The organism is Paraclostridium bifermentans (genome assembly GCF_019916025.1).
Taxonomy (GTDB): domain Bacteria; phylum Bacillota; class Clostridia; order Peptostreptococcales; family Peptostreptococcaceae; genus Paraclostridium; species Paraclostridium bifermentans.
This window is the reverse complement of sequence record NZ_CP079737.1, coordinates 1,995,260-2,017,639: the sequence shown is the minus strand read 5'-3', so window position 1 is coordinate 2,017,639 and position 22,380 is coordinate 1,995,260. Positions and strand designations below refer to the sequence as shown.

18 protein-coding genes and 1 other annotated feature are annotated in these 22,380 nt (G+C 27.3%); of the genes, 17 read left to right on the top strand and 1 reads right to left on the bottom strand.

Translation table 11 applies throughout. The features are described 5' to 3' along the window. The first annotated feature begins 98 nt into the window (after positions 1 to 98). From KXZ80_RS09715 to KXZ80_RS09690, 6 genes are all read left to right on the top strand, one after another. A complete protein-coding gene (locus KXZ80_RS09715; protein WP_021433284.1) occupies positions 99 to 2,342 on the top strand; it encodes a glycoside hydrolase family 3 C-terminal domain-containing protein in 2,244 nt (747 codons plus the stop codon). A 75-nt stretch (positions 2,343 to 2,417) separates the two neighbouring features. Beyond that, positions 2,418 to 3,350, top strand: a complete 933-nt coding sequence (locus KXZ80_RS09710) for an alpha/beta hydrolase (protein ID WP_021433283.1) — start codon at positions 2,418 to 2,420, stop codon at positions 3,348 to 3,350. Positions 3,351 to 3,512: 162 nt separating this feature from the next. Then, a complete protein-coding gene (locus tag KXZ80_RS09705; protein WP_021433282.1) occupies positions 3,513 to 3,956 on the top strand; it encodes a MarR family winged helix-turn-helix transcriptional regulator in 444 nt (147 codons plus the stop codon). A gap of 76 nt (positions 3,957 to 4,032) precedes the next feature. Then, complete coding sequence (locus KXZ80_RS09700) at positions 4,033 to 5,403, top strand: MATE family efflux transporter (RefSeq protein WP_021433281.1); 1,371 nt, start codon at positions 4,033 to 4,035, stop codon at positions 5,401 to 5,403. Positions 5,404 to 5,749: 346 nt separating this feature from the next. Next, positions 5,750 to 6,091: a DUF3955 domain-containing protein gene (locus KXZ80_RS09695; RefSeq protein ID WP_021433280.1), complete on the top strand. Its 342-nt coding sequence runs from the start codon at positions 5,750 to 5,752 to the stop codon at positions 6,089 to 6,091. A 181-nt stretch (positions 6,092 to 6,272) separates the two neighbouring features. After that, positions 6,273 to 7,595 carry an FAD-dependent oxidoreductase gene (locus KXZ80_RS09690; RefSeq protein WP_021433279.1) on the top strand — a complete coding sequence of 441 codons (1,323 nt, stop codon included), beginning with the start codon at positions 6,273 to 6,275 and terminating at the stop codon, positions 7,593 to 7,595. Positions 7,596 to 7,648: 53 nt separating this feature from the next. On the opposite strand, the gene KXZ80_RS09685 is transcribed toward KXZ80_RS09690, so the two are convergent. Continuing rightward, positions 7,649 to 8,398, bottom strand: coding sequence for a creatininase (locus KXZ80_RS09685; RefSeq protein WP_021433278.1), 750 nt, complete (start codon positions 8,396 to 8,398; stop codon positions 7,649 to 7,651). A gap of 250 nt (positions 8,399 to 8,648) precedes the next feature. Next, positions 8,649 to 8,854, top strand: a binding site (T-box leader). A gap of 156 nt (positions 8,855 to 9,010) precedes the next feature. Between KXZ80_RS09685 and KXZ80_RS09680 the strand changes: the two genes are divergently transcribed. The 11 genes from KXZ80_RS09680 (at position 9,011) to KXZ80_RS09630 (ending at position 22,367) form a co-directional block, all read left to right on the top strand. Then, complete coding sequence (locus KXZ80_RS09680; RefSeq protein ID WP_021433277.1) at positions 9,011 to 10,141, top strand: M20 family metallopeptidase; 1,131 nt, start codon at positions 9,011 to 9,013, stop codon at positions 10,139 to 10,141. A gap of 81 nt (positions 10,142 to 10,222) precedes the next feature. Beyond that, positions 10,223 to 11,032, top strand: coding sequence for a nitroreductase family protein (locus tag KXZ80_RS09675; protein ID WP_021433276.1), 810 nt, complete (start codon positions 10,223 to 10,225; stop codon positions 11,030 to 11,032). Positions 11,033 to 11,209: 177 nt separating this feature from the next. After that, positions 11,210 to 11,920, top strand: a complete 711-nt coding sequence (locus KXZ80_RS09670) for a LytR/AlgR family response regulator transcription factor (protein ID WP_021433275.1) — start codon at positions 11,210 to 11,212, stop codon at positions 11,918 to 11,920. Next, positions 11,914 to 13,251 carry an ATP-binding protein gene (locus tag KXZ80_RS09665; protein WP_021433274.1) on the top strand — a complete coding sequence of 446 codons (1,338 nt, stop codon included), beginning with the start codon at positions 11,914 to 11,916 and terminating at the stop codon, positions 13,249 to 13,251. The genes KXZ80_RS09670 and KXZ80_RS09665 overlap by 7 nt, the downstream gene beginning before the upstream one ends. A 260-nt stretch (positions 13,252 to 13,511) precedes the next feature. Further along, positions 13,512 to 16,064, top strand: coding sequence for an ABC transporter permease (locus KXZ80_RS09660; protein ID WP_082435336.1), 2,553 nt, complete (start codon positions 13,512 to 13,514; stop codon positions 16,062 to 16,064). A 42-nt stretch (positions 16,065 to 16,106) separates the two neighbouring features. Next, entirely contained in the window at positions 16,107 to 16,787 is a 681-nt protein-coding gene (locus tag KXZ80_RS09655; protein WP_021433272.1) for an ABC transporter ATP-binding protein, read from the top strand. 257 nt (positions 16,788 to 17,044) lie between these two features. After that, positions 17,045 to 17,281: a hypothetical protein gene (locus tag KXZ80_RS09650; protein ID WP_021431022.1), complete on the top strand. Its 237-nt coding sequence runs from the start codon at positions 17,045 to 17,047 to the stop codon at positions 17,279 to 17,281. A gap of 410 nt (positions 17,282 to 17,691) precedes the next feature. Further along, a complete protein-coding gene (locus tag KXZ80_RS09645) occupies positions 17,692 to 17,967 on the top strand; it encodes a CD3324 family protein (protein ID WP_021433271.1) in 276 nt (91 codons plus the stop codon). A gap of 162 nt (positions 17,968 to 18,129) precedes the next feature. Beyond that, positions 18,130 to 19,698, top strand: coding sequence for an ABC-F family ATP-binding cassette domain-containing protein (locus KXZ80_RS09640; protein ID WP_021433270.1), 1,569 nt, complete (start codon positions 18,130 to 18,132; stop codon positions 19,696 to 19,698). 284 nt (positions 19,699 to 19,982) lie between these two features. Then, complete coding sequence (locus KXZ80_RS09635; RefSeq protein ID WP_021433269.1) at positions 19,983 to 20,759, top strand: ABC transporter ATP-binding protein; 777 nt, start codon at positions 19,983 to 19,985, stop codon at positions 20,757 to 20,759. Between the two features lie 3 nt (positions 20,760 to 20,762). Continuing rightward, positions 20,763 to 22,367 (top strand): hypothetical protein, encoded by a 1,605-nt coding sequence (locus tag KXZ80_RS09630; RefSeq protein WP_021433268.1) that lies wholly within the window; start codon positions 20,763 to 20,765, stop codon positions 22,365 to 22,367. Positions 22,368 to 22,380 lie beyond the last annotated feature (13 nt).

Below are 22,380 nucleotides of genomic sequence, written 5' to 3'. Positions count from 1 at the left end.
AAATTATAAATAAGGAATATTATAAAACTATATAATATTTTTTATTATAGTTAAAAAAATAAAATTTATAAACTTAAAAATAAAAGGGGAATTTATAAATGAACATTAAAGAACTAATAAAACAAATGAGTTTAGAAGAGAAAGCATCATTATGCTCAGGTTTAAATTTCTGGAATACTAAGCCGATAGAGAGACTAAACATACCATCAATAATGATGACCGATGGACCTCATGGCTTAAGAAAACAATCAGAAGGAGCAGATCATCTAGGGATAAATGAAAGTGTAGAGTCTACTTGCTTTCCAACAGCATCAGCACTTGCTTGCTCATTTGATAGAGATTTAGTAAAAGAGCTTGGGATAGCTATAGGAGAAGAATGTCAATCTGAGAATGTGTCAATAGTATTAGGGCCAGGGGCGAATATAAAAAGATCGCCTTTATGTGGTAGAAACTTTGAATATTATTCAGAGGATCCATATTTAAGCAGTGAAATGGCTAAGAATCAAATACAAGGAACACAAAGTCAAGGTATTGGTACATCTTTAAAACACTTTGCGGCTAATAACCAAGAGCATAGAAGGATGACTATAGATACAATAGTTGATGAAAGGACTTTAAGAGAAATATACTTAGCAAGTTTTGAAACTGCTGTAAAAGAAGCTCAGCCATGGACTGTAATGTGTGCATATAATAAGTTAAATGGAGAATATTGCTCTGAAAACTATAGATTACTTACAGAAATATTAAGAAATGAGTGGGGATTTGAAGGGTTCGTTGTGTCTGACTGGGGTGCGGTAAATGATAGAGATAAAGGGTTATATGCAGGTCTAGAACTTCAAATGCCAGCTGACGGTGGTATGGGAGATGCTTTAATAGTTGAAGCAGTTAAAAGCAATAGATTAAGTGAAGGAGTTTTAGATAAAGCAGTAGAAAGAATATTAAATATAACATTTAAAGCAATAGAAAATAAAAGAGAAAGTGTTATATACAGCAAAGAAAAACATCATGAATTAGCTAGAAAAATAGCTGGAGAATGCATGGTGCTTCTTAAGAATGAAGAAAAAATACTTCCTCTTAAAAAAGAAGAAAAGATAGCGGTTATAGGTGAGCTAGCAACTAAGGTTAGATACCAGGGTGGAGGAAGTTCTCATATAAATCCAACTAAATTGGATAATACATATGAAGAGATAGTAAACTTCGCAGGATCTGAAAATATAAGATATGCTAGAGGGTATGATTTAAGCATAGATGATACTATTTATGAGTTAACAGAAGAAGCTAAACAATTGGCTATAGAAGCTGATAAAGTTATTTTATTTATTGGCCTTCCAGAAAGATATGAGTCTGAAGGATTCGATAGAACACATTTAAATATACCTAAAAATCAATATGATTTAGTTAAAGCATTAAAATCTGTAAATGAAAATATAGTAGTAATATTAAGTAATGGATCTCCAATAGAAATGCCTTTTGTAAGTGATGTAAAAGCGATACTTGAAGCTTATTTAACAGGGCAAGCTAGTGGTAAAGCTATATGTGATATATTGTATGGTGAAGTTAATCCAAGTGGTAAGTTAGCAGAAACATTTGCACTAAAATTATCGGATAACCCATCTTATTTAAATTTTCCAGGGGAAGTAGATAAAGTAGAATACAAAGAAGGCATATTTGTAGGATATAGATATTACGATAAAAAAGCAATGGACGTATTATTCCCATTTGGATATGGACTAAGCTATACAAACTTTGAGTATAGTAATTTAAAAATAAGTAAAAATGAAATAGATGATACTGAAAAAGTGACTGTAAGTGTAAGTATAAAAAACATTGGGGATGTATTTGGAAAAGAAATAGTACAGTTATATATAAGCGATAAGGAAAGTAGTGTAATAAGACCAGAAAAAGAGTTAAAAGGATTTGAAAAAATAGGGCTAGAGCCAGGAGAAGAAAAAGAAGTTACATTTATATTAAATAAGAGAAGTTTCGCATACTATAATGTTGATTTAGGTGATTGGCATGTAGAAAGTGGAGAATTTGAAATTTTAATAGGAAAATCCTCAAGAGAAATAGTTTTAAAAGAAGTAATAACAGTAAATACTACTTCACCTATTAAAACTATTGTTACTAAAAATACGGCTTTAGGAGATATATCACATCTTCCTGAAGTTCAACAGATAATGGATGCAATGATACAAAGTTTTGGTAGAGATACAAGTGGTCTAGGCGAAGGGAACATGTTTGCAGAAATGATGAAGTTCATGCCACTTAGAGCTTTAGCTACTTTTAATCCTGATGGGGGTCAACAGCTTGTAGACAGAATAATTGAAAGTATAAATAGTTAAAATTATAAGTGGAAAATTAGTTTACTAAAGAGCAAATTAACTGTAAGTAGAAATTCAAATAAGGAGTGTATACTTGTGAAATATACTGAAAAAAATTTTGACTTTATAGAAATTGAAAATGAAGGATTTGCCGGTGATTATATAAAAATGCCTGCTTTCGTAGGTAAGTTATGGATGAAATCGAATGTGAAAAAGTTAAGATCGATGATGGGTGGAGTGAGTAAAGATATAAGCACTAGACCTATAATAGTTGAAGATAAAAATATCAAAGGATATAAAAATGATATTAGAATAAGAATTTATAAGCCTGAGGAAGATAAAAAAAGACCAGTAATGATATTCATACATGGTGGTGGATGGTTTGCGGGGTCTATAGATGCAGTTCATGATTACTGTAAGGCTATATCTGATAAGGCTGATACTTTAGTTATATCAGTAGATTACGGATTAGCACCAGAAAATCCATACCCAACAGGTGTAGAAGATTGTTATGCGGCTGTAAAATGGGCTATTGAAAATAAAGATGAATTAAATATAGACACAGATAATGTTATCGTATCAGGAGATAGTGCAGGAGGAAACTATTCGGCTGTTATTTCTATAATGGCTAGAGATAGAAAAGAGTTTAACATAGCTAAGCAGATATTACTTTATCCAGCAACAGATTTACAATCTATGGAGGCGGATAATAGTGATAAAATGGCAAAAATATTTAGTGAAATAATTCTCGAATGGTATTTAAAGAGAAAAGCTAAGGCTACAGACAAGTATGTTTCACCAATGCATTGTGATGATTTAAGCAATTTAGCTAGTGCTTTTATAGTTGTTGGAGACTTAGATTTCTTACATGAAAGTTCATTAAAATATGCTGAAAAATTAGAAAAAGCAGGGAATGAAGTGAAATTTAGTTTATATAAAAATACTAGACATGCATTTATAGATAATACAGGAAACTGTCCTCAAGCGGATGCATTAATAGAAGAAGTTGTAGAATTTATAAAAGGATAGAAAGAAAGCTCATATCTTGATTTAAGATATGGGCTTTTTATATAATTAAAATATTAAAAAATATAAGACATCACTTAAAAATTTAATAATATTTTATTGACATAAAGAGTAAGAATAGTTAATATTGTTTTGTACAAAACAAATTTATATTGAGGTGTTTATATGATAAATAAAGAAAAGCTTAAGTTAGGTCTTGATATTAGTAAAATTAATCACATAATTTCAAGAAAAATGGATGCTTCTGTAATCAGTGCAATTGATGATAATTTAACTATATCACAGGCTTATGTAATAGACTTTATATGTAATGAAGGTAATGGTAAAGAGGTATTTCAAAAGGACTTAGAGAGTGTATTTGACTTAAAACGTTCATCAATTAGTTTAATGCTAAATAATATGGAAAAGAGTGGCTTGATAGAAAGAGTTCCTGTTAAGGGAGATGGCCGATTGAAAAAAATCATTTTAACAGAAAAATCAATAAAGATTTATGAAAAAATATCAGATGCAATTGATTTAATAGAAAACAAGTTATCAGAAAATATAACGGAGGAAGAAATAAAAGTATTTCAAAATGTACTTAATAAAATAAGAAATAGTCTAGAATAACCGTTTAAATTTTAAATAACGGTTATATTTAAATAAATATTGTTTTGCACAAAACATAAAAAGAGGAGGATGATATATGTCAAAAATATCTAATTTTACGGAGGGAAAAATATTTTCTCCTTTATTAAAATTTACTATACCTATACTGCTTGCATTATTTTTGCAAACTATGTATGGTGCAGTTGATTTGCTTATAGTAGGTCAATTTGGAAATGCAGCAGATGTATCGGCAGTTTCAACTGGTAGCCAAGTAATGATGACTATAACCGTAATAATTACAGGATTAACTATGGGTATCACAATACTTATAGGTCAAAAGCTTGGAGAAGGCAAATCAAAAGAAGCTGGAGATGTTGTAGGAAGTGGTATTTCAATTTTTGCTATCATAGCTATAGTTATAACTATTTTAACTGTTACTTTTGCTTCACATATTTCAACTTTTATGCATACCCCAAAAGAGGCCTTTGATAGTACAACAATATATATAAAAATTTGTGCTGCAGGGTCTATATTCATAATTGCGTACAATATTATAGGAGGAGTATTTAGAGGTTTAGGTGATTCAAAAACTCCTCTTATCACGGTAGGGATAGCCTGTGTGACAAATATTATAGGAGATTTAATATTTGTTGGAATATTTAAAATGGCCGTTATGGGTGCTGCGCTGGCGACTATAATGGCTCAGGCAATTAGTGTTATATTATCGGTAATTATTATTAGAAAGCGAGGACTTCCTTTTGAGTTTTCTAAGAGTAGTATAAAGTTTCATAAAAATTTAACTTCAAAGATAATCAAATATGGAACACCAATAGCACTACAAGATGGACTTGTGCATATGTCTTTTCTTGTAATTATGATTATAGGGAATTCAATGGGAGTGATTCCATCAGCAGGAATTGGTGTTGCAGAAAAACTTGTTGGATTTATAATGTTAATACCTTCATCTTTTTCTCAAGCTGTATCTGCATTTGTTGCACAAAACTATGGAGCTAAAAACTACGATAGGGCAAAGAAAGTTCTTATTTACGCTATTTCAGCTTCGTTGTGCTGTGGTATTGTAATGTTTTATATTACATTTTTCCACGGAAATATACTTGCAGGTATGTTCTCTAAGGATAAAGATGTAGTTTTAGCAGCATGGGAATATATGAAAGCTTATGGAATAGATTGTCTTTTAACTGCAATTATGTTTAGTATGGTAGGGTATTTCAATGGATGTGGAAAAACAACATTTGTAATGATACAAGGAATAATAGGCGCTTTTGGAGTAAGAATACCTGTATCATATATTATGAGTAAAATAATACCTGTGTCATTATTTAGAGTAGGACTTGCAACTCCTATGTCTACAGCTATACAAATTATATTATGTGTAATTTACTTTATAATTCTATCAAAACAATTATCAAAAGAAAGTAAAATTATAAATACAACTTATCAAGTTTAAGCAAAATATAATAAAAAATTTAATGAATATTAATAGTTTTTAATTATAATGAAAGCTTGTACTAACAAAAGAACCGTCTTTGAAATTATACTTACAGTATGATTCAAAGATGGTTCTTTTATTTAATTATAAAAAGTTGATTCAATTTATATAATTTGTATTTAAAGTTCACTTCAATATTGTTTTGATTTAAAACAATAATTATTTATTGCAAAACATTAAAAAAAATAAAAAAATCGATAAAAATATATTGAAAAACGATAAATATTTTGTTATACTCTTAATATAAATTCAGAAACTAGTTAAGAATTAAATTTAAAAAATTAAAAAAAGGATGATAAAAATTATGAAAAAATATTTAGTTACAATTATTCCATTTGTTTTAGGCGTTATATGCTTTATTTCTTATAATATTATAGGATCTGAGGTAACTCCTGACGGTATGTTAGTAGAGCCATTTGGTCTTATACCAACAGGATTTTTACTAATATCAATATCTATCATCATTGCATCTATTATGAGTACTTGGGGTTTGTTTCACAACCCTAAAAAGATAGATAAAATAGCATTTGCAGTATCTATAATACTTATATTACTATCAGCGTCTTATTTATTTTTAGTATCTTCGTACTGTAAATCACTAGATTCACAATCAATATCTATGATAAGTAGAAATATTATTAATTAATAAAAGATAAATTAAACTACTTTTTATCTGTATTTTAAGGGTGAAAAGTAGTTTGATTTTTATTTATTAGACTTGTTAATGTGAATGTCGAAAAAAGTCACAAAAACTATACTGATAACATATATATATAAGAGTAATACTTGTATGTATTATTCAAGTCTAAATATTTTAGGTGATTGAAATGTCAGAAATAATAACTCCTGGAGATAGTTATTATAGTCAAGCTAGGTTAGTCTGGAATAGAGCTATAAATAAATATCCAGAAAAAATTATATACTGTACCTCTATAGAGGATGTTCAAAAAGCTGTAGTTTATAGCGTAGAAAAACGATTAAAAATACGAATAAGAGGCGGGGGACATCATTACGAGGGCTTTTCGATAGGAAATGGTGTAGTTGTTATAGATGTGAGTAATTTAAATAGAATAAAAATAGATTATGAAAAAAATACATTTACCGTACAAAATGGAATTGAATTAGGTCAATTATATACATTTTTAGGTGGAAAAGGATATCCATTTCCAGGAGGAGCATGTCCAACAGTTTGTATAAGTGGTCTTGCAATAGGCGGAGGTTGGGGGTATTCATCTAGGAAATATGGACTTACTTGTGACAGTTTATTGGAGTTGACACTAGTAAATTATAAAGGTGAATTAATAACAGCAAATAGATTTACTAACTCAGATTTATTTTGGGCATGTAAAGGAGGCGGAGGAGGCAATTTTGGAGTTGTTGTTTCTATGACTTTTAAATTACCTTCAAAAGTAAATAATGTAACTGAATTTGAATTTAATATAGAAAATCCAAGTAAATCTACTCAAATTGAATTTTTAGATATTTGGCAAAGTTTTATTACTAGTACCGTACCTGAAATCAATATGAGGGGAAGTATATACAAATCGACGGAAAGTGGATTAAATATAAATTGTAGAGGTTTATTTTATGGTAATCCAGATGAATTAGATGAATTATTAGAATCATTTAAAAAATTGAAAGGTTTTAATTTAACATATAATTATGTAACATTTTTACAAGCTATGCTTTATATAGGATCTTCATACTCTCAATATCAATATTTTGAAAACTATGGAAGGTTTGTTAACAGATTTTATGATTATTGTACATTAGAGAGTTTAGTAGATATAGTTAATCAGCCAATGCCTGAAGGTAGCGAATTAATTAGTTTGAATTTATATGGTTTAGGTGGAAAAGTAAGTGAAGTAGATAAGTTTGATACAGCTTTTTATTATAGGGATAGTTTTTATATAGTTCATATTGACACAGTGTTTAAAAATAATTGCTATAAAGAAATAAACAAAGACTGGATAAAATCTAACATTAATACTATTTACTGTATTACAGAAGGATCTTATATTAATTTCCCTTATTATCCTCTTGAAAATTACATGAATGAATATTATGGTAAAAATAAGTGTAGACTTGCAGAAGTAAAGCAAATGTATGATCCTTATAATATATTTAAATTTAAACAAAGTATTAAATAATATTAATTTAGTGGAAAAAAGTATGAAGTTTTAAACTTCATACTTTTTATATTTTACATAAATTCTTTTTTTATAATATTAACCATGCCACTTAAAGCTTCTTTAACAATAAGATCACCTTTTTGGGCACTGCTTGTTCTACCTATAGATAAAAGACCAGACTTAGGAACTAAATCTTTTGGAATAGGATAAACTTGATAAGTAGGGACTTCTTCAATTTTTTCATCAATCAATCTATCCATATGAACAAGTTCTGGTTTAAATTTAAGTATTAATGAAGTTTCTGTAATAGCAGCATGTTCAAGTGCCCATCCAGGAAACTCAACTTCATCGAATATTTTATCAATAGTGTTTTGAGAAATTAAATCCCACCAACTCATCATTATAATTCTAGTATCGATAGGCATGTTTTTGCTTACTAAATCTATTGCTTCTAATAAGAATGCTTGATTTTCAAAGTGAGAATTAACTAGTGCTATTTTTTTAACTCCATCGCGTATAAGTTCTTCTATAATATCCTTTACTAAGTTTATTAAAGTTGTTCCGTTTAAGTCTATTGTTCCTGGGAATAAAGGACCACCACCAGAAGCTGGTTGTGATTTATACCCATAATTTATAGATGGCATAACAATTCCATTAACCTTATCACCTAGAAGGTTTGCAAAACCTTCAGATATTATAGTATCTGTGAAAAGTGGTAAATGTGGACCGTGTTGTTCAACAGAACCAACTGGTAGTATTACTACATCTTTATCTTTTCTTTCATTAAATTCGTACCAAGTCATATTTGCCATTAAAGTCATATGTACCCTCCTAAAAATTATTGATTTTATCAATTGAGTAGCACCTTATATTGGGCATAAGGAAATTAACAGTTCAATTTTATTTGTTAAAATATGGTTATTATTTCTATAAATTATATCATAATTTATAGAAATATAAAAAAGTAAATATACTTGTTTTTCTAAAGTGATATAGAAAAATTATAAGTAAATAAAATATTGACATTACAAATCTAATAATATACAATACTATAAAATGAATGAAAAATATGAAAATTCCATGAAAAAGAGAGTAGCATAAATTAAATTTATAGAGAGTTTAGGATGGTGGAAGCTAAACATTGATGTTTATGTGAAAAGAACTTTGGAGAAGACTGCAGGAAACTAAGTATTGCAGTAGGTTGCTCGCCTTAAGAGATTGAGTGGGTAAGTTTATTACCAATAAGAGTGGTAACGCGGAGATAGTTCGCCTCTTGGATTTTATTCCAAGGGGCTTTTTTTATTATCAAGATTGTTATTATTCTAATATTAATAAATTCACCAATAAGAGTGGTACCGCGTAAATTCGCCTCTTAGCATATTGCTAAGAGGCTTTTTATTTTATTAAATATAAAATTAAACAGGAGGTAAGATATGAAGTCTATATTATTTGAAAAGGGAAAAGAAATACATAAAGAACTATGTGAAATTAGTGATTTTATATATCACAATCCAGAACTTGGGAATGAGGAGTATAAGGCTGTAGAAAAATTGACTTCTTTTTTACAAGAGCATAACTTTGAAATAGAAACAGAATTTTTAGGGATAAAAACTGCATTTAGAGCAACTTATGATAGTAACAAAGAAGGGCCAACTATAGGGTATTTATGTGAATATGATGCATTGCCAGAAATAGGACATGGGTGTGGACATAACATGATAGGGGCAATGTCAGCAGGTGCAGGTGTTATTCTAAGTAAAGTTTTAAATGAGATTGGTGGTAAGATTATAGTATATGGAACCCCTGCTGAAGAAACTAATGGAGCTAAGGTTATTTTTGCAGAACAGGGAGTATTTGATGAACTAGATGTTGCAATGATGGTTCATCCATCAGATAAAACTATAGAAAGTGGGACATCTATGGCGCTTTATCCATTACAATTTACTTATACAGGAAAAACTGCACATGCGGCTTCTTGTCCACAAGATGGAATAAATGCTTTAAATAGTGTTATTCAGTTATTCAATGGAATTGATGCTTTACGACAACATGTCACTCCAGATGTTAGAATACATGGAATTATAACTAATGGAGGCGTAGCTGCAAATATTGTTCCAGATAAAGCTATAGCTCAATTTTACTTTAGAGCATCTACAAAAGAAATACTAGATGATATATTAGTAAAAGTAAAAAATATTGCACAAGGAGCTGCGCTTATGACGGGTTCAAAACTAGAGATGACAAGATATGAATTACCTAATGATAATTTAAAAACTAATAAGAGTTTGTCAGAGGCTTTTAGTAAAAACTTAAGAAAACTTGGTATAAAAGATATTTATGAATCAAAAGATACAGGTTCAAGTGATATAGGAAATGTAAGTCATAAAACACCTACAATACATCCTTATATAGGAATATCTAATTTTAATGTAACAGGTCATAGTGTAAACATGGCAGATGCTACTATAACGCCTTTTGCACATGAAAGACTACTTATAGGAGCTTTAGCGCTTGCGTATACAGGTTACGATGTTTTAATAAAAAAGGTAGATTTAAAAGGTTAATTTAAGAAATTTCTGAAAAAATAATTATATTAAATAGAAAGTGGGTATAAGTATATAAATGAATTTAAAAGGGGGATCTATATGAATTACAAAAAACTTATACTAGATGGAAAGTCAGTAAGAGATTTTAAAGAGAAAGCTATAGAATCAAAATATTTTAATGAAATAGAAAGTTACATAAAAAAGTCTAAAAAATTATTACCTGAAGTGGATATAGAGTTAAAAATATTTGACAACAAGGAAACTTATGAAAAGTTAGAGAATATAGCGGGGTACAATGGACATATGATAAAAGCTCCTAGTTACGCTGTTATACTATCAGATGTTAAACAGGGATACATTGAAAATAGCGGATATATAGGAGAAAGATTAATCTTAAAAGCTAGGGATTTAGAAATTGACTCATGTTGGGTAACTTTCAATAATAGTGATATTATAAAAGAAAAATTAGATATTTCATCAAATAAAGAGGTAACTGCGATTATAGCGTTAGGTTATGGAATTGATAAAAATATTAAAAATAAGAGTGGATCAGAAAGATTAGGAGTAGAAAAACTTGTATATATGGATAAATGGGGAATAAATACAAGTATAGATGAGCTAGAAGAAAGAGGGCTTCTTGATGCATTTGGATATGCTAGAATGGCACCATCAACTCTTAATAGACAACCATGGAGATTTATAATAGATGGTGGGAATATTATATTAGCAGTTAAAAAAGATGATTTTACTAGTAATTATGAGAGAGGGATCGATGCTGGAATAGCTATGTTATATTTCGGGTTAATAATAGATACAACTCTATTTGACTTAAAATGGAAGGTAGATAAAATAGATAAAGATTATAATATACCTGAAGACTATGAAGTTATAGGATATTGTAGTATATAAAACTTTATATTTACTTATATAGAATTAAAAAACATACTGAATTTTATTCAGTATGTTTTTTTACGCTTAAGTAACACTACTTATACTTGAGTATTGATAAAAATGATTTAAAAATGTTATCCTAAAGTGTACGTATATAGATAAATTGAAATCTTCTATAAGACATAAGGGGGTATTATGATTAGGATAGCAATTTGTGAAGATGAAAAAGAGCAACAAGAGTTACTAGAAGGGTATATTAATGAAGCGTTTAAAAGTCTTTCATTACAATATAAATTAGATATATTTAGTTCAGGAGAAGAACTACTTGAAAATTACTCTAAAGATTTTGATATAGTTTTATTAGATATACAATTAGGTGAAATTAATGGGATGGATACAGCTAGAAAAATTAGGCTTTTAGACAATAAGGTAGAAATTATATTTATTACATCTTTGATAGAATATGCACTAGAAGGCTATGAGGTAAGAGCTTATAGATATTTAGTAAAGCCAGTAAAATATGAGAAATTAAAAGCTAATATAATAAACTGTATTAAAGAAGTAGATATAAAAAATAAATATATTATAGTAAAGGAACAGGGAAATCAAATTAAATTAGATGTAAATGAAATAACTTATATAGAAGTTCAAAAAGAAAATATAACTATACATACATTAACTAAAACTTATAAAACAAAGGGAACAATGAGCAATTTAGAGAATGATATAGATTGTAGTAGATTTTTTAGATGCCACAAGAGTTTTTTAGTTAATTTAGATCACGTAAAATCCATAAAACAATATCTTGCAATACTTGAAACTAGTGAAGAAGTACCTGTAAGTAGATATAGATTTAAGGAAACTAAAGAGAAATTTTTTGAGTTGATAGAGGAGAAATTATGTTAGATTTTTATTATGTTCTAGCTAGGATAAATATGGTTATATTTATAGTTTTATTTTTTATGTTGATGAATAAAAGAGGTTATGCCTATAACATCAAAACTAATATTCGCTTTATATTAATTTTAATATTATTAATAGCTTTAATTAAAGATGGTATGCCTTTTGGAGTTGTTGTATTACAGATTTTAATAGTAATAATTTCAATTTTATCATTGATATGTAAAATTACTTATAAAATTGATATGAAAGAATCTATTATTAACTCTATTATGTATAGTCTATCTTATATTTTGATAGAGTGTAGTATATATTGGATTTTACAGTGCTCACTTAAGTATGAAGCTATTCACATGATAATATTAGATATTGCAATAAACTTTATTATTATTTTTATAGGCATCTATTTTTTTGATAGACTACAAAAGATATATAATGATAAAAAGTATTATATATGTATTATTTTAACAATACCAGTTAATGTAGTTATAATTTTATTTTTAAATATATCAGATGAAAAAATAGGGGATTTATATTCAATAGTAGTAAAGAATAATATAGAATATACTCATCTTTTAGATACTATTGTAATTTCAGGTTTTATGCAAAGTACATTCCCCTATATTTTATTCATAATAAATATAATATTGATATCTATATTTATTAACTCTATAAAATCAGAAAAAGAAAAAGCAAAAAGAGAAATTGTAAACGAAAAATTAGATATGCAATATAAATATTACTTAATGGTTAAGGAATCACAAGAAAAAATGAAACAAGTATACCATGATATGAATAATCATATGGAAAACATAAGATCACTAAAAAATAGTAGTGAAGACGTAAATGAATATATTGACAATATCGAAGATGAAGTGAAAAATAATAAAAATATTTATAATACAGGAAATGCTTTATTAGATATTATATTATATGAAAAAAGTAAAGAATGTATAAAAAATAATATAGATTTTAATGTAGGTATAGATTTTAGTAAATGTGAATTCATAGATATGATTGACATAAGTAGTATATTTTCAAATTTAATCGATAATGCAATAGAAGCATGTAATAAAATTGATGATAATAATATAGAAAAATATATAACTATAAAAGGCACTTTTATAAAGAACTATTATGTTGTAAGATGTGAAAACAGCAAAACAAATAAAGTAATAATTAGAAATAATAAGATTTTAACTTCTAAAAAAGATAAATTTCTTCATGGAATAGGTGTAGATAGTATAAAATCTTCAATAAAAAAGTATAATGGAGAATTAAAAATTAAGAATAGTGAGTTTAAATTTATAACTAGTATTCATATACCATTCGAGTGAAAATTTAATAAAAATATTCGATTAACGTGACAGTTGTCCGTAAAAAAATACCACTTGTCGGACTTATATTGAATACGAATTTTAGAAATGTTACCTTTGATGATGAAGAAGGTAACATTTTTTATGCTTAAGAAATTTATGATTAACGAATATTTGTGGATAACTTATGTAACATAGTGATACAAATATTTTGATGAAAGTATTTAATACAAGAAAGAAGGGGTGAAAATTTGATTACATTTAAATTAGCAATATCTTATATGAAAAAACAGAAAGGAAAAACTATAGCACTATTATCAAGTATTGCACTTGCAGTTATGCTTATTTTCTCTATGAATGTAATTAGAGATTCGGGGTATGATTCTCAAATACAAGAAGCGAAAGATTTACATGGTGATTATCAAGTATGGTTTGAAAGGATTAATATAGATAAAGTCAAACAATTAGAAACCGACAATGAAGTGAAAAATGCAAGTAAAGTTAAATATTTTTGTGAAATAGTCAATAAAGAAAATGGGGTTAAGTTAGATTTAAATTCTTATGATGAAAATTTTATAAATTCACTTAATTATAAGATGGTAGGAAGAGAACCAAGAGAAGATGGGGAAATAGTTATAGAAAAAGAAGCTGCAGAACAAATGGGAATAAGTAACCCATTAAATAAGAATATCGATATGTTGTTAATGAATAATTATGCTGATGTCAATGGAATAAACAAGGTAGATAGTAAAAACAAAACATTTAAAATTGTTGGATTAATTGAAAAACCAGATAGATATTATAGTTCTCTATCTAGCTCAATAAGTGGTATTAAGACTCAAGCTTTTGTATATAAAGAAGCTAAGTTACCTATAAAAACTAAAGATACATATAAAGGAACAATATTTCTTAAGTCTGAAAAAAATACATCTAACTTTTTAAATAGGATGGAAAAGAAATTAAATCTTAGTCTTAATGATAGCTATTTTTATGAAAATGCAGAAGTTAGTGCAGCTAATTTTTTCAAAGATATATCTAAAAATAATATAGAAAATATCAAGAAAATAATTCTTTTAGTTATTGTATCTAGTCTTGTAATATATAATATTTTTAATATTATTCTTAAAGATATGACAATTCAAATAGGACTTATGAGATCAATTGGTATGTCAAGGAAGAAAATAAAGACTATGTTTGTACAGTTAAGTCTTATTTATATAGTTTTAGGGACGGTAATAGGTATATTATTTGGGATGATTGTGTCATATATTGGAGTAAGATTAGTATATGGTCATAGTTCTAGATTAACTATACAAGGTCTAAGTATAGCCTACTCTTTTATAGTTTCATTATTATCAGTAGCTATAAGTAGTTTTATAGTAGTTAGAAAATCTATAAAGATGTCTATAATTGATTCAATAAAGGTTAGTGAAAAATATAAGAAAAAATCAAAGAAAAATAATAATAATACAACTAGAAGACAAAAGAACATAATTAGAAGTATTGCGATTAGGAATATATGGAGAAATAAAACTAGAACTATTATAACAATTCTTGCAATTACAATGGTTGGAACAATGTTTATATGTAGCTGTGCATTAAAAGAGACATTGAAAACCAACATAGAGGAAGGTATAACTGGTGGTATCTGGGGAATGTCATATGGAAGCGTAGATAAAACTGTGAGTGGTAGTTATAATGGGTCAGAAAATTTATTTTATAAAGTTGATAATGTTATGATAGAAGATATAAAAAATATAGAAGGAGTGCAAAGTGTAGAACCAAACTTTTATAATCCTGACGGACATATCTTACTTTCTAAAGATAAAATATCTAAAGCTTATCAAGAAGAATTAAACAGAAATACTGACCTGTATAAAGATAAACATAATAATGAGTATCCACTTCTTATAAGAGGTTATAGCGATGATATGTTAAAAATTAGAGGTTCATTTATTCAAGAAGGGGAAAATTTGATAGATGCTAAAGTTGGACCATATAAAAAGGTTATATTAGTAAATAACACCAATTCACAAGTTACTCATTCGTTTGAAGCAGAGGTCATTGATGATGTAAATGTTGGGGACATTATATATGTAAAACTACCTGTATATAAAGAGGGAATTAAAAAGTATGAAACTTTTAAAGTAGAGGTTAGTGCTATTATGAAAGAAGTTTATGCAGCATCTCAAGATGGAAATGTTGATGCAAATGGAGCACAAGTAATATTTAGAGAAGATGATTATAGAGAATTAACGAATCAAAAGGATTATAATAAGATTTATGTAATGACTGAAAAAGGTGAGGTAGATTTAGTTGAAAAAAGATTAGAGAAACTAACAAAAAATTATGCATTTTCTTCAATAGCGGGTAAAGGTGAAGATATGAAACTTGTTGGAGCACAACAAAGTTCAGAAGATAGGCTTACTGTAATATATCAATGTTTAATTTTACTTATACTTTCTGTCAATAGTATTTTTATTATGAGAAGTAATATTATTGCAAGAAAAAAAGAGATATCAACACTAAGGGCGTTAGGGATGAGTCTTAAGGATATTAAAAAAACTTTGATAATAGAAAGTCAATTTTATGGAATTGTTGCATCTACAATAGGTGCTATAATTGCAACTGTATATCATTATATAGGAATTTCAAATGCTAATAAAAGTCTTATGGAAGGAAGCTTTGAAAGAACTATAGAATTTAATGTGCCTTGGAACCAAATACTTATATTATTTACAATATTTATAATTATAGGATTTGTTTCAGTCTATGTATCTAAAGATAAGATAGAAGGAATATCAATAACAGAAGGAATTTCAGAAAATGATTAAATTTAAAAAGAGTATAAAGTAACAATGAGGGAGCAGAGAGTTATGAAAAAATTAATTATAAAAAATATAGAAAAGATATATGGAAAAGAAGATAATAAAGTATATGCATTGAATGGCATAGATTTGGGAATAGAACCTAATAAATTTACAGCTATAATAGGTCCAAGCGGTTCAGGCAAAAGTACATTACTACACTGCATGGCGGGGCTTGATAAACCAACATCAGGAAATGTGTATCTTGATGATATAGATATTTATACTATGAATGATGATAAACTATCAAAGATAAGAAGAGAAGAATTTGGATTTATATTTCAAAGTTATAATCTAATACCAGTTGTAAATGTATATGACAACATAATTCTTCCTGTATCTGTGGATGGAAAAAAAGAAGATAAAGAGTATATAAATACTTTAATAAAAAAGCTAGGTATTTCAAGTCAAATTAATAAATTTCCAAATGAACTTTCAGGAGGTCAACAACAAAGAGTAGCAATAGCTAGAGCACTTGCGAACAAACCTTCTATAATATTTGCGGATGAACCTACTGGAAACTTAGATAGTAAAACTAGTAAAGAAGTTATGGACATGCTTTGCATGAGTGTAAAGGAATTTAATCAAACTTTAGTCATGATAACTCATGATGAAAAAATAGCAAAAATGGCTGATATAGTTGTAACTATAGGCGATGGAAAAGTAAAAAGTATAGAAAAAATTAGATAATAGTTAAAGCGTATATACTAAAATAACAGAAATAGAGGGGCGTATTTACGACTCCCTCTAAATTAATAATAATGTATGCTATTTGGGATGCTTATGAATTAGCAAGAAATATTTAGATATATTTGATAAATGGACTCAAAAGATTAGGAATTTAGAGAACTTTCTAGGATGTTCGGGATTAGATAGAACTTTAAACTTTAATTTGTATAGGTATTTTGTTAATATAGATATAAAGATAAGATTAAAGGAGATAGATCATGGAGTATACTAAACAGCAAATACAGGAAATACAAGCTAAGATAATAGATATATTAGAAGAAAATGGAGAAATGAGATTTGGGAAATTAGCTAAAATGCTGATACATTCGGGAATGGCTGAGTCAAGTTTTATAGTACAAAAAATATTAAAAAGAGGATGTACTGAATATAAAGAGTTTGATGGAAATGAATTATTTGTAACACCTAAAACAGGATTTTGGAAGTTAGTAGATTAATTTTGTAAGAAGCACTGATTTTAAATTTTAGATATCTGAATCATATTTTATATTATTTTTGAAGTTTTTATATATAATTCTAACTTTATGGAGTGTACAATTATATATAAAAACTAAGTATTATATGGTCAAATTTAATACAGAATTATTTATGACCTTTGAATACTACCAATACAGATGATATAATTTATGTGATGTATTCTATGCATAATATAAAAATATAAATTATTAATATAAAGGGGTGTTATTCATGCAGAATAAACTAGTTATTGTTTCTGGCTCCATGCAAAGACTGTAATATATATACAGAACTAAACTTTGTTCGGAGCCGAGATTAAATTCGGTTAAGTTGTTTTGTGCAGTCTTTGCTTAATTATTTACGAACTAAAAAGTAAATAGGAGCGAGAATCATGAAATACGAAAAAGCACAAAATATATTACCTGAAGATATTATTGAATTAATTCAAGAATATATAGATGGTGGATATTTATATATACCTAGAAAGTCTAGTAACAAAAAATCTTGGGGAGAGAATAGTGGAAGTAAGAATGATTTAAAGAAAAGAAATATAGAGATTTTTAACAAGTATAAAGAAGGTATATCTATTAAAGAACTTACTAAGCACTACTACCTTACTGAAAATAGTATTAGAAGAATTATTAGACAAGAAAAACAAATTATATAAATAGAAAGTGTCTCAAATGATTTTTATAATTATTTGAGACACTTTCTATTTGTATAACTTAAAAAGTCTATATTATTACAGAAGTATTTATAAACTTGGTTACTATATTTTAAAATGTTATGATTTTAATATGAAAATTAATGCAAGAAACGAGGAATGAAAATGAGCATTTTAACAGTTGAAAATATGAGCCATGGGTTTGGAGATAGAGATATATTTAAAGGTATATATTTTAGATTATTAAAAGGAGAACATGTAGGACTTGTGGGAGCAAATGGTGAAGGTAAGTCAACTTTTATGAATATAATCACCAATAAAATAATACCTGATAGTGGAAATATACATTGGAGTAGCAAAATAAATGTTGGATATTTAGACCAACACACTCATCTTAAAGAAGGAAAATCTATAAGAGATACTTTAAAGGAAGCATTTCATAATCTATTTGATATGGAATGTAAACTTAATAATATATATAATCAAATGGCTTCAATGGATATGGGAGAAATTACGAAAGCTATTGAAAAAACTAATGATCTACAAGAAATTTTAATTAAGAATGAATTTTATAGTATAGATTCAAAAGTAGAATCAGTAGCACTTGGTTTAGGCCTTAGAGATATTGGCTTAGACAAAGATGTTTCAAAATTAAGTGGAGGTCAAAGAACTAAAGTATTATTAGCAAAATTACTTTTAGAGAAACCAGATATATTACTATTAGATGAACCTACAAACTATTTAGATGAAAATCATATAGAATGGTTAAAAAAATATCTACAATCTTATGAAAATGCATTTATATTAATATCACATGATTTAGATTTTTTAAATAGTGTTGTAAATATAATATGTCATCTTGAAAATAAATCACTAACAAGATATGTGGGTAATTATGAAAGTTTTATGAAATCATATGAAGCCAATAAACTTCAATTAAGGGCCGCTTATAATAGACAGCAAGAGGAAATTTCTAAGCTTGAAGAATATATTGCAAAAAATAAATCAAGGGCATCAACAAGTGGCATGGCAAAGTCTAGACAAAAAAAACTAGATAAAATTGATAGAATAGAAATAGCAAAACATAAGCCAAAGCCAAAATTTAAATTTATGGAATCTAAGGAATCAGCAAAGCTTATATTTGAGACAAAAGATTTAATTATAGGGTACGATAAGCCGTTAAGTAAGCCTATAAATATAAAAATGGAAAGAGGCCAAAAGATAGCCATAATTGGTTCAAATGGAATAGGAAAGACAACCTTATTAAAAAGTCTAATTGGAATTAATATACCTATAAGTGGAAATATAAAAATTGGAGAACATCAAGAAATAGGATATTTTGAACAAGAAATAAAAATAGAAAATGACAATACTGCTTTGGAAGAAATATGGAATGAATTTTATAAGTGTAATAGATATGAAATTAGAAGTATGCTAGCCAGATGTGGGCTAACTAACGAGCATATAGATAGTAAAATAAGTATACTAAGCGGAGGAGAGCAATCAAAGATTAGACTGTGTAAACTTATGAATAGACCAAGTAATATATTAATTTTAGATGAACCAACAAATCACTTAGATATAGATGCAAAAAATGAACTTAAAAAAGCATTAAAAGAGTATAAAGGCAGTTTGATTTTAGTATGTCATGAGCGTGATTTTTATAAAGATATTGTAAGTGATGTACTAAATTGTGAAAACTTTAAAATATACTCTACAATTGAGACTCCATAAAAATGTATTGGCTAAATAGTCAATACATTTTTACTTAAATGTGGATTATATCATAGCAATAAATATATATATATTATACTGATTTATTTGTAGTAAGATATATTATAAAGTTGATTAAGAGGTATTAGAAATATAGTCTAATATCTCTTTTTAATGTGAGCAATTTTAATTACTAATTGAAAAAACCATCTAAAAAAGAAACAATTTTGAAATTTGAATGAAAATAATCTATATGGTATAATTTGGAAAAATATGTAAAATAAAAAGTACTAAGGGGAGCAGTTATGGATAAGGCAATATTTATAAAAAATTTGAAAATAAACTTCGAAGGGAAAGAAGTTTTAAAAGGTATAGATTTAGAGATAGACAAGGGGAGTATCGTAGGATATATAGGGCCAAATGGAGCTGGGAAAAGTACAACTGTCAAAATAATTTTAGGACTAGTTGAGGGTTATACAGGTGTAGTTGAGGTTTTTGGAGAAGACATATCAACTGGAGATGAAAAATATAAAAAAAAGATAGGTTATGTACCAGAGATGGCAGAAGTGTATGAATGTTTAACTGCGAGAGAGTATTTAACATTTATAGGTCAGCTTTATGGGTTAGAATACGATACTGCAGATAAAAAAGCATACGAACTGATGGATGTCTTAGGCATACAAGATGCATATAACTCACGAATTGGATCTTTTTCAAAGGGTATGAAGCAAAAGGTAGTTATAATCTCAAGCTTAATACACAATCCAGATATACTATTTTTGGATGAACCGCTAAGTGGGTTAGATGCAAATAGTGTAATGATAATAAAAGAAATTATGATAAGCTTGAAAAAAGAAGGTAAGACAATTTTTTACTCATCACATATTATGGAAGTTGTAGAAAAAATAAGTGACAGAATAGTGTTATTAAATAATGGAGAAATAGTTGCAGATGGTAACTTTAATGACTTAAAAGAACGTGTGCATGAAGAATCTCTAGAACAAATATTTAATCAACTTACAGGCTTTAGTGAACATAAAGAACTTGCCGAAAAATTTATATCTATATTAAAAGAGGTGTAGGCTATGCAAAATTTTATTTCGCTAAAGATACTTGATAAATTTAGATTTTTATATGAAAAATTAGGAGTTGATTATGATGATATGAGACTAATACTAAGTACAAAGTTAACTATAGATTCCAGGAAAACATCTAATTTGTTAAATAATAATCAATATCAAGAATCTTCAAATCAATATAGAATAATGCAAATAGTATATGCAATTATTGGATTATGTATGATGATTATTATAATAAACAGCCAAAATATATTCACAGCTATGGCTTTATACTTTTCTATGTTTATGTTTTTTATGATTACAACATTTATATCAGATTTTTCATCTGTAATACTAGATATAAAAGATAAAGGGATATTAGCTACAAAAGGTATAAGTCTAAAAACATTAAATGCATCTAAAATAACTCATATTTTAATATATATGATAAGCATAAGTATATCATTAAGTGGGTTTGCAATAATTGCATCAATAAAGTATGGCTTAATTTTTTCTTTGGTATTTTTAATAGAAATATTACTTATAGATATTTTTATGATAATTCTATCTGGACTAGTTTATTTATTTATATTAAAACTATTCAAGGGAGAAAGGCTTAAAGATGTAATTAGTATTATACAGATTATAGTTACAATGGTATTTAGCGTTGCATATATATTCGTAATTAATATATCACAAAGCATAAATATATTTAATAACGTTGACTTAGGGATAGCAACCTATATTTTACCACCTTTTTGGTTTGCAGCTCCACTTGAAATAATAACAACAGGAAATATAAATAGAACATTGGGGATACTTTCTTTTTTAGCTTTTGTGATACCTATAATATCAATTTTAATATATATAAGATTTACCCCATTATTTGAAAACAAACTTCAAAAGCTTAGTGATGAAAGCTATAGTAAAAATATAAAAAAGCATGATGTTACAATGACAATAAGCAAAATTATATGTAAAGATAAAGAAGAGAGAATTTTTTTCAACTTTATTTCTAATATAATGAAAAAGGATAGAGATTTTAAAAATAAAGTCTATCCAACTATTGGACTTTACTATGTATACCCGATATATATGATCTTTGACAAGAATGAAAAATACATAAGTTCATATATGTATATGTTTTTATATTTTTCTTTAGTGATAATTCCTAAAATAATGATAGTTCTAAAGTATTCTAAAAACTATAAAGCATCATACATATATAAAACAATAAATATAAAAAATAAAATGAATGTACATAAGGCATCTATTAAAGCTTGCTTGGCTAATTTAATACTTCCACTTTATTTAATTCAATCTATAGTCTTTATATATTTTTATAAATTTATTATAATACCACATATAATAATTACATTTTTAGTTGCAGTATTTATCATAATAATCACATTTAAAACACTAGATAAAGGGATGCCTTTTTCTCGACCAATTAATGTTCTTAAAAAAAATGAAGGAATAGTAGAGGATTACTTAATGATGTTTTTAATACTTATTATGGGAGGTATTCATTTACTTATTTCATTTATAGGGGGATTAGCAGTAAGTATGTATCTAATCGTTATTTTAATAGTAGACTTAATTTTATTTAAAAAGACCTTTAATATGAGGTAAAATTACTTAATAG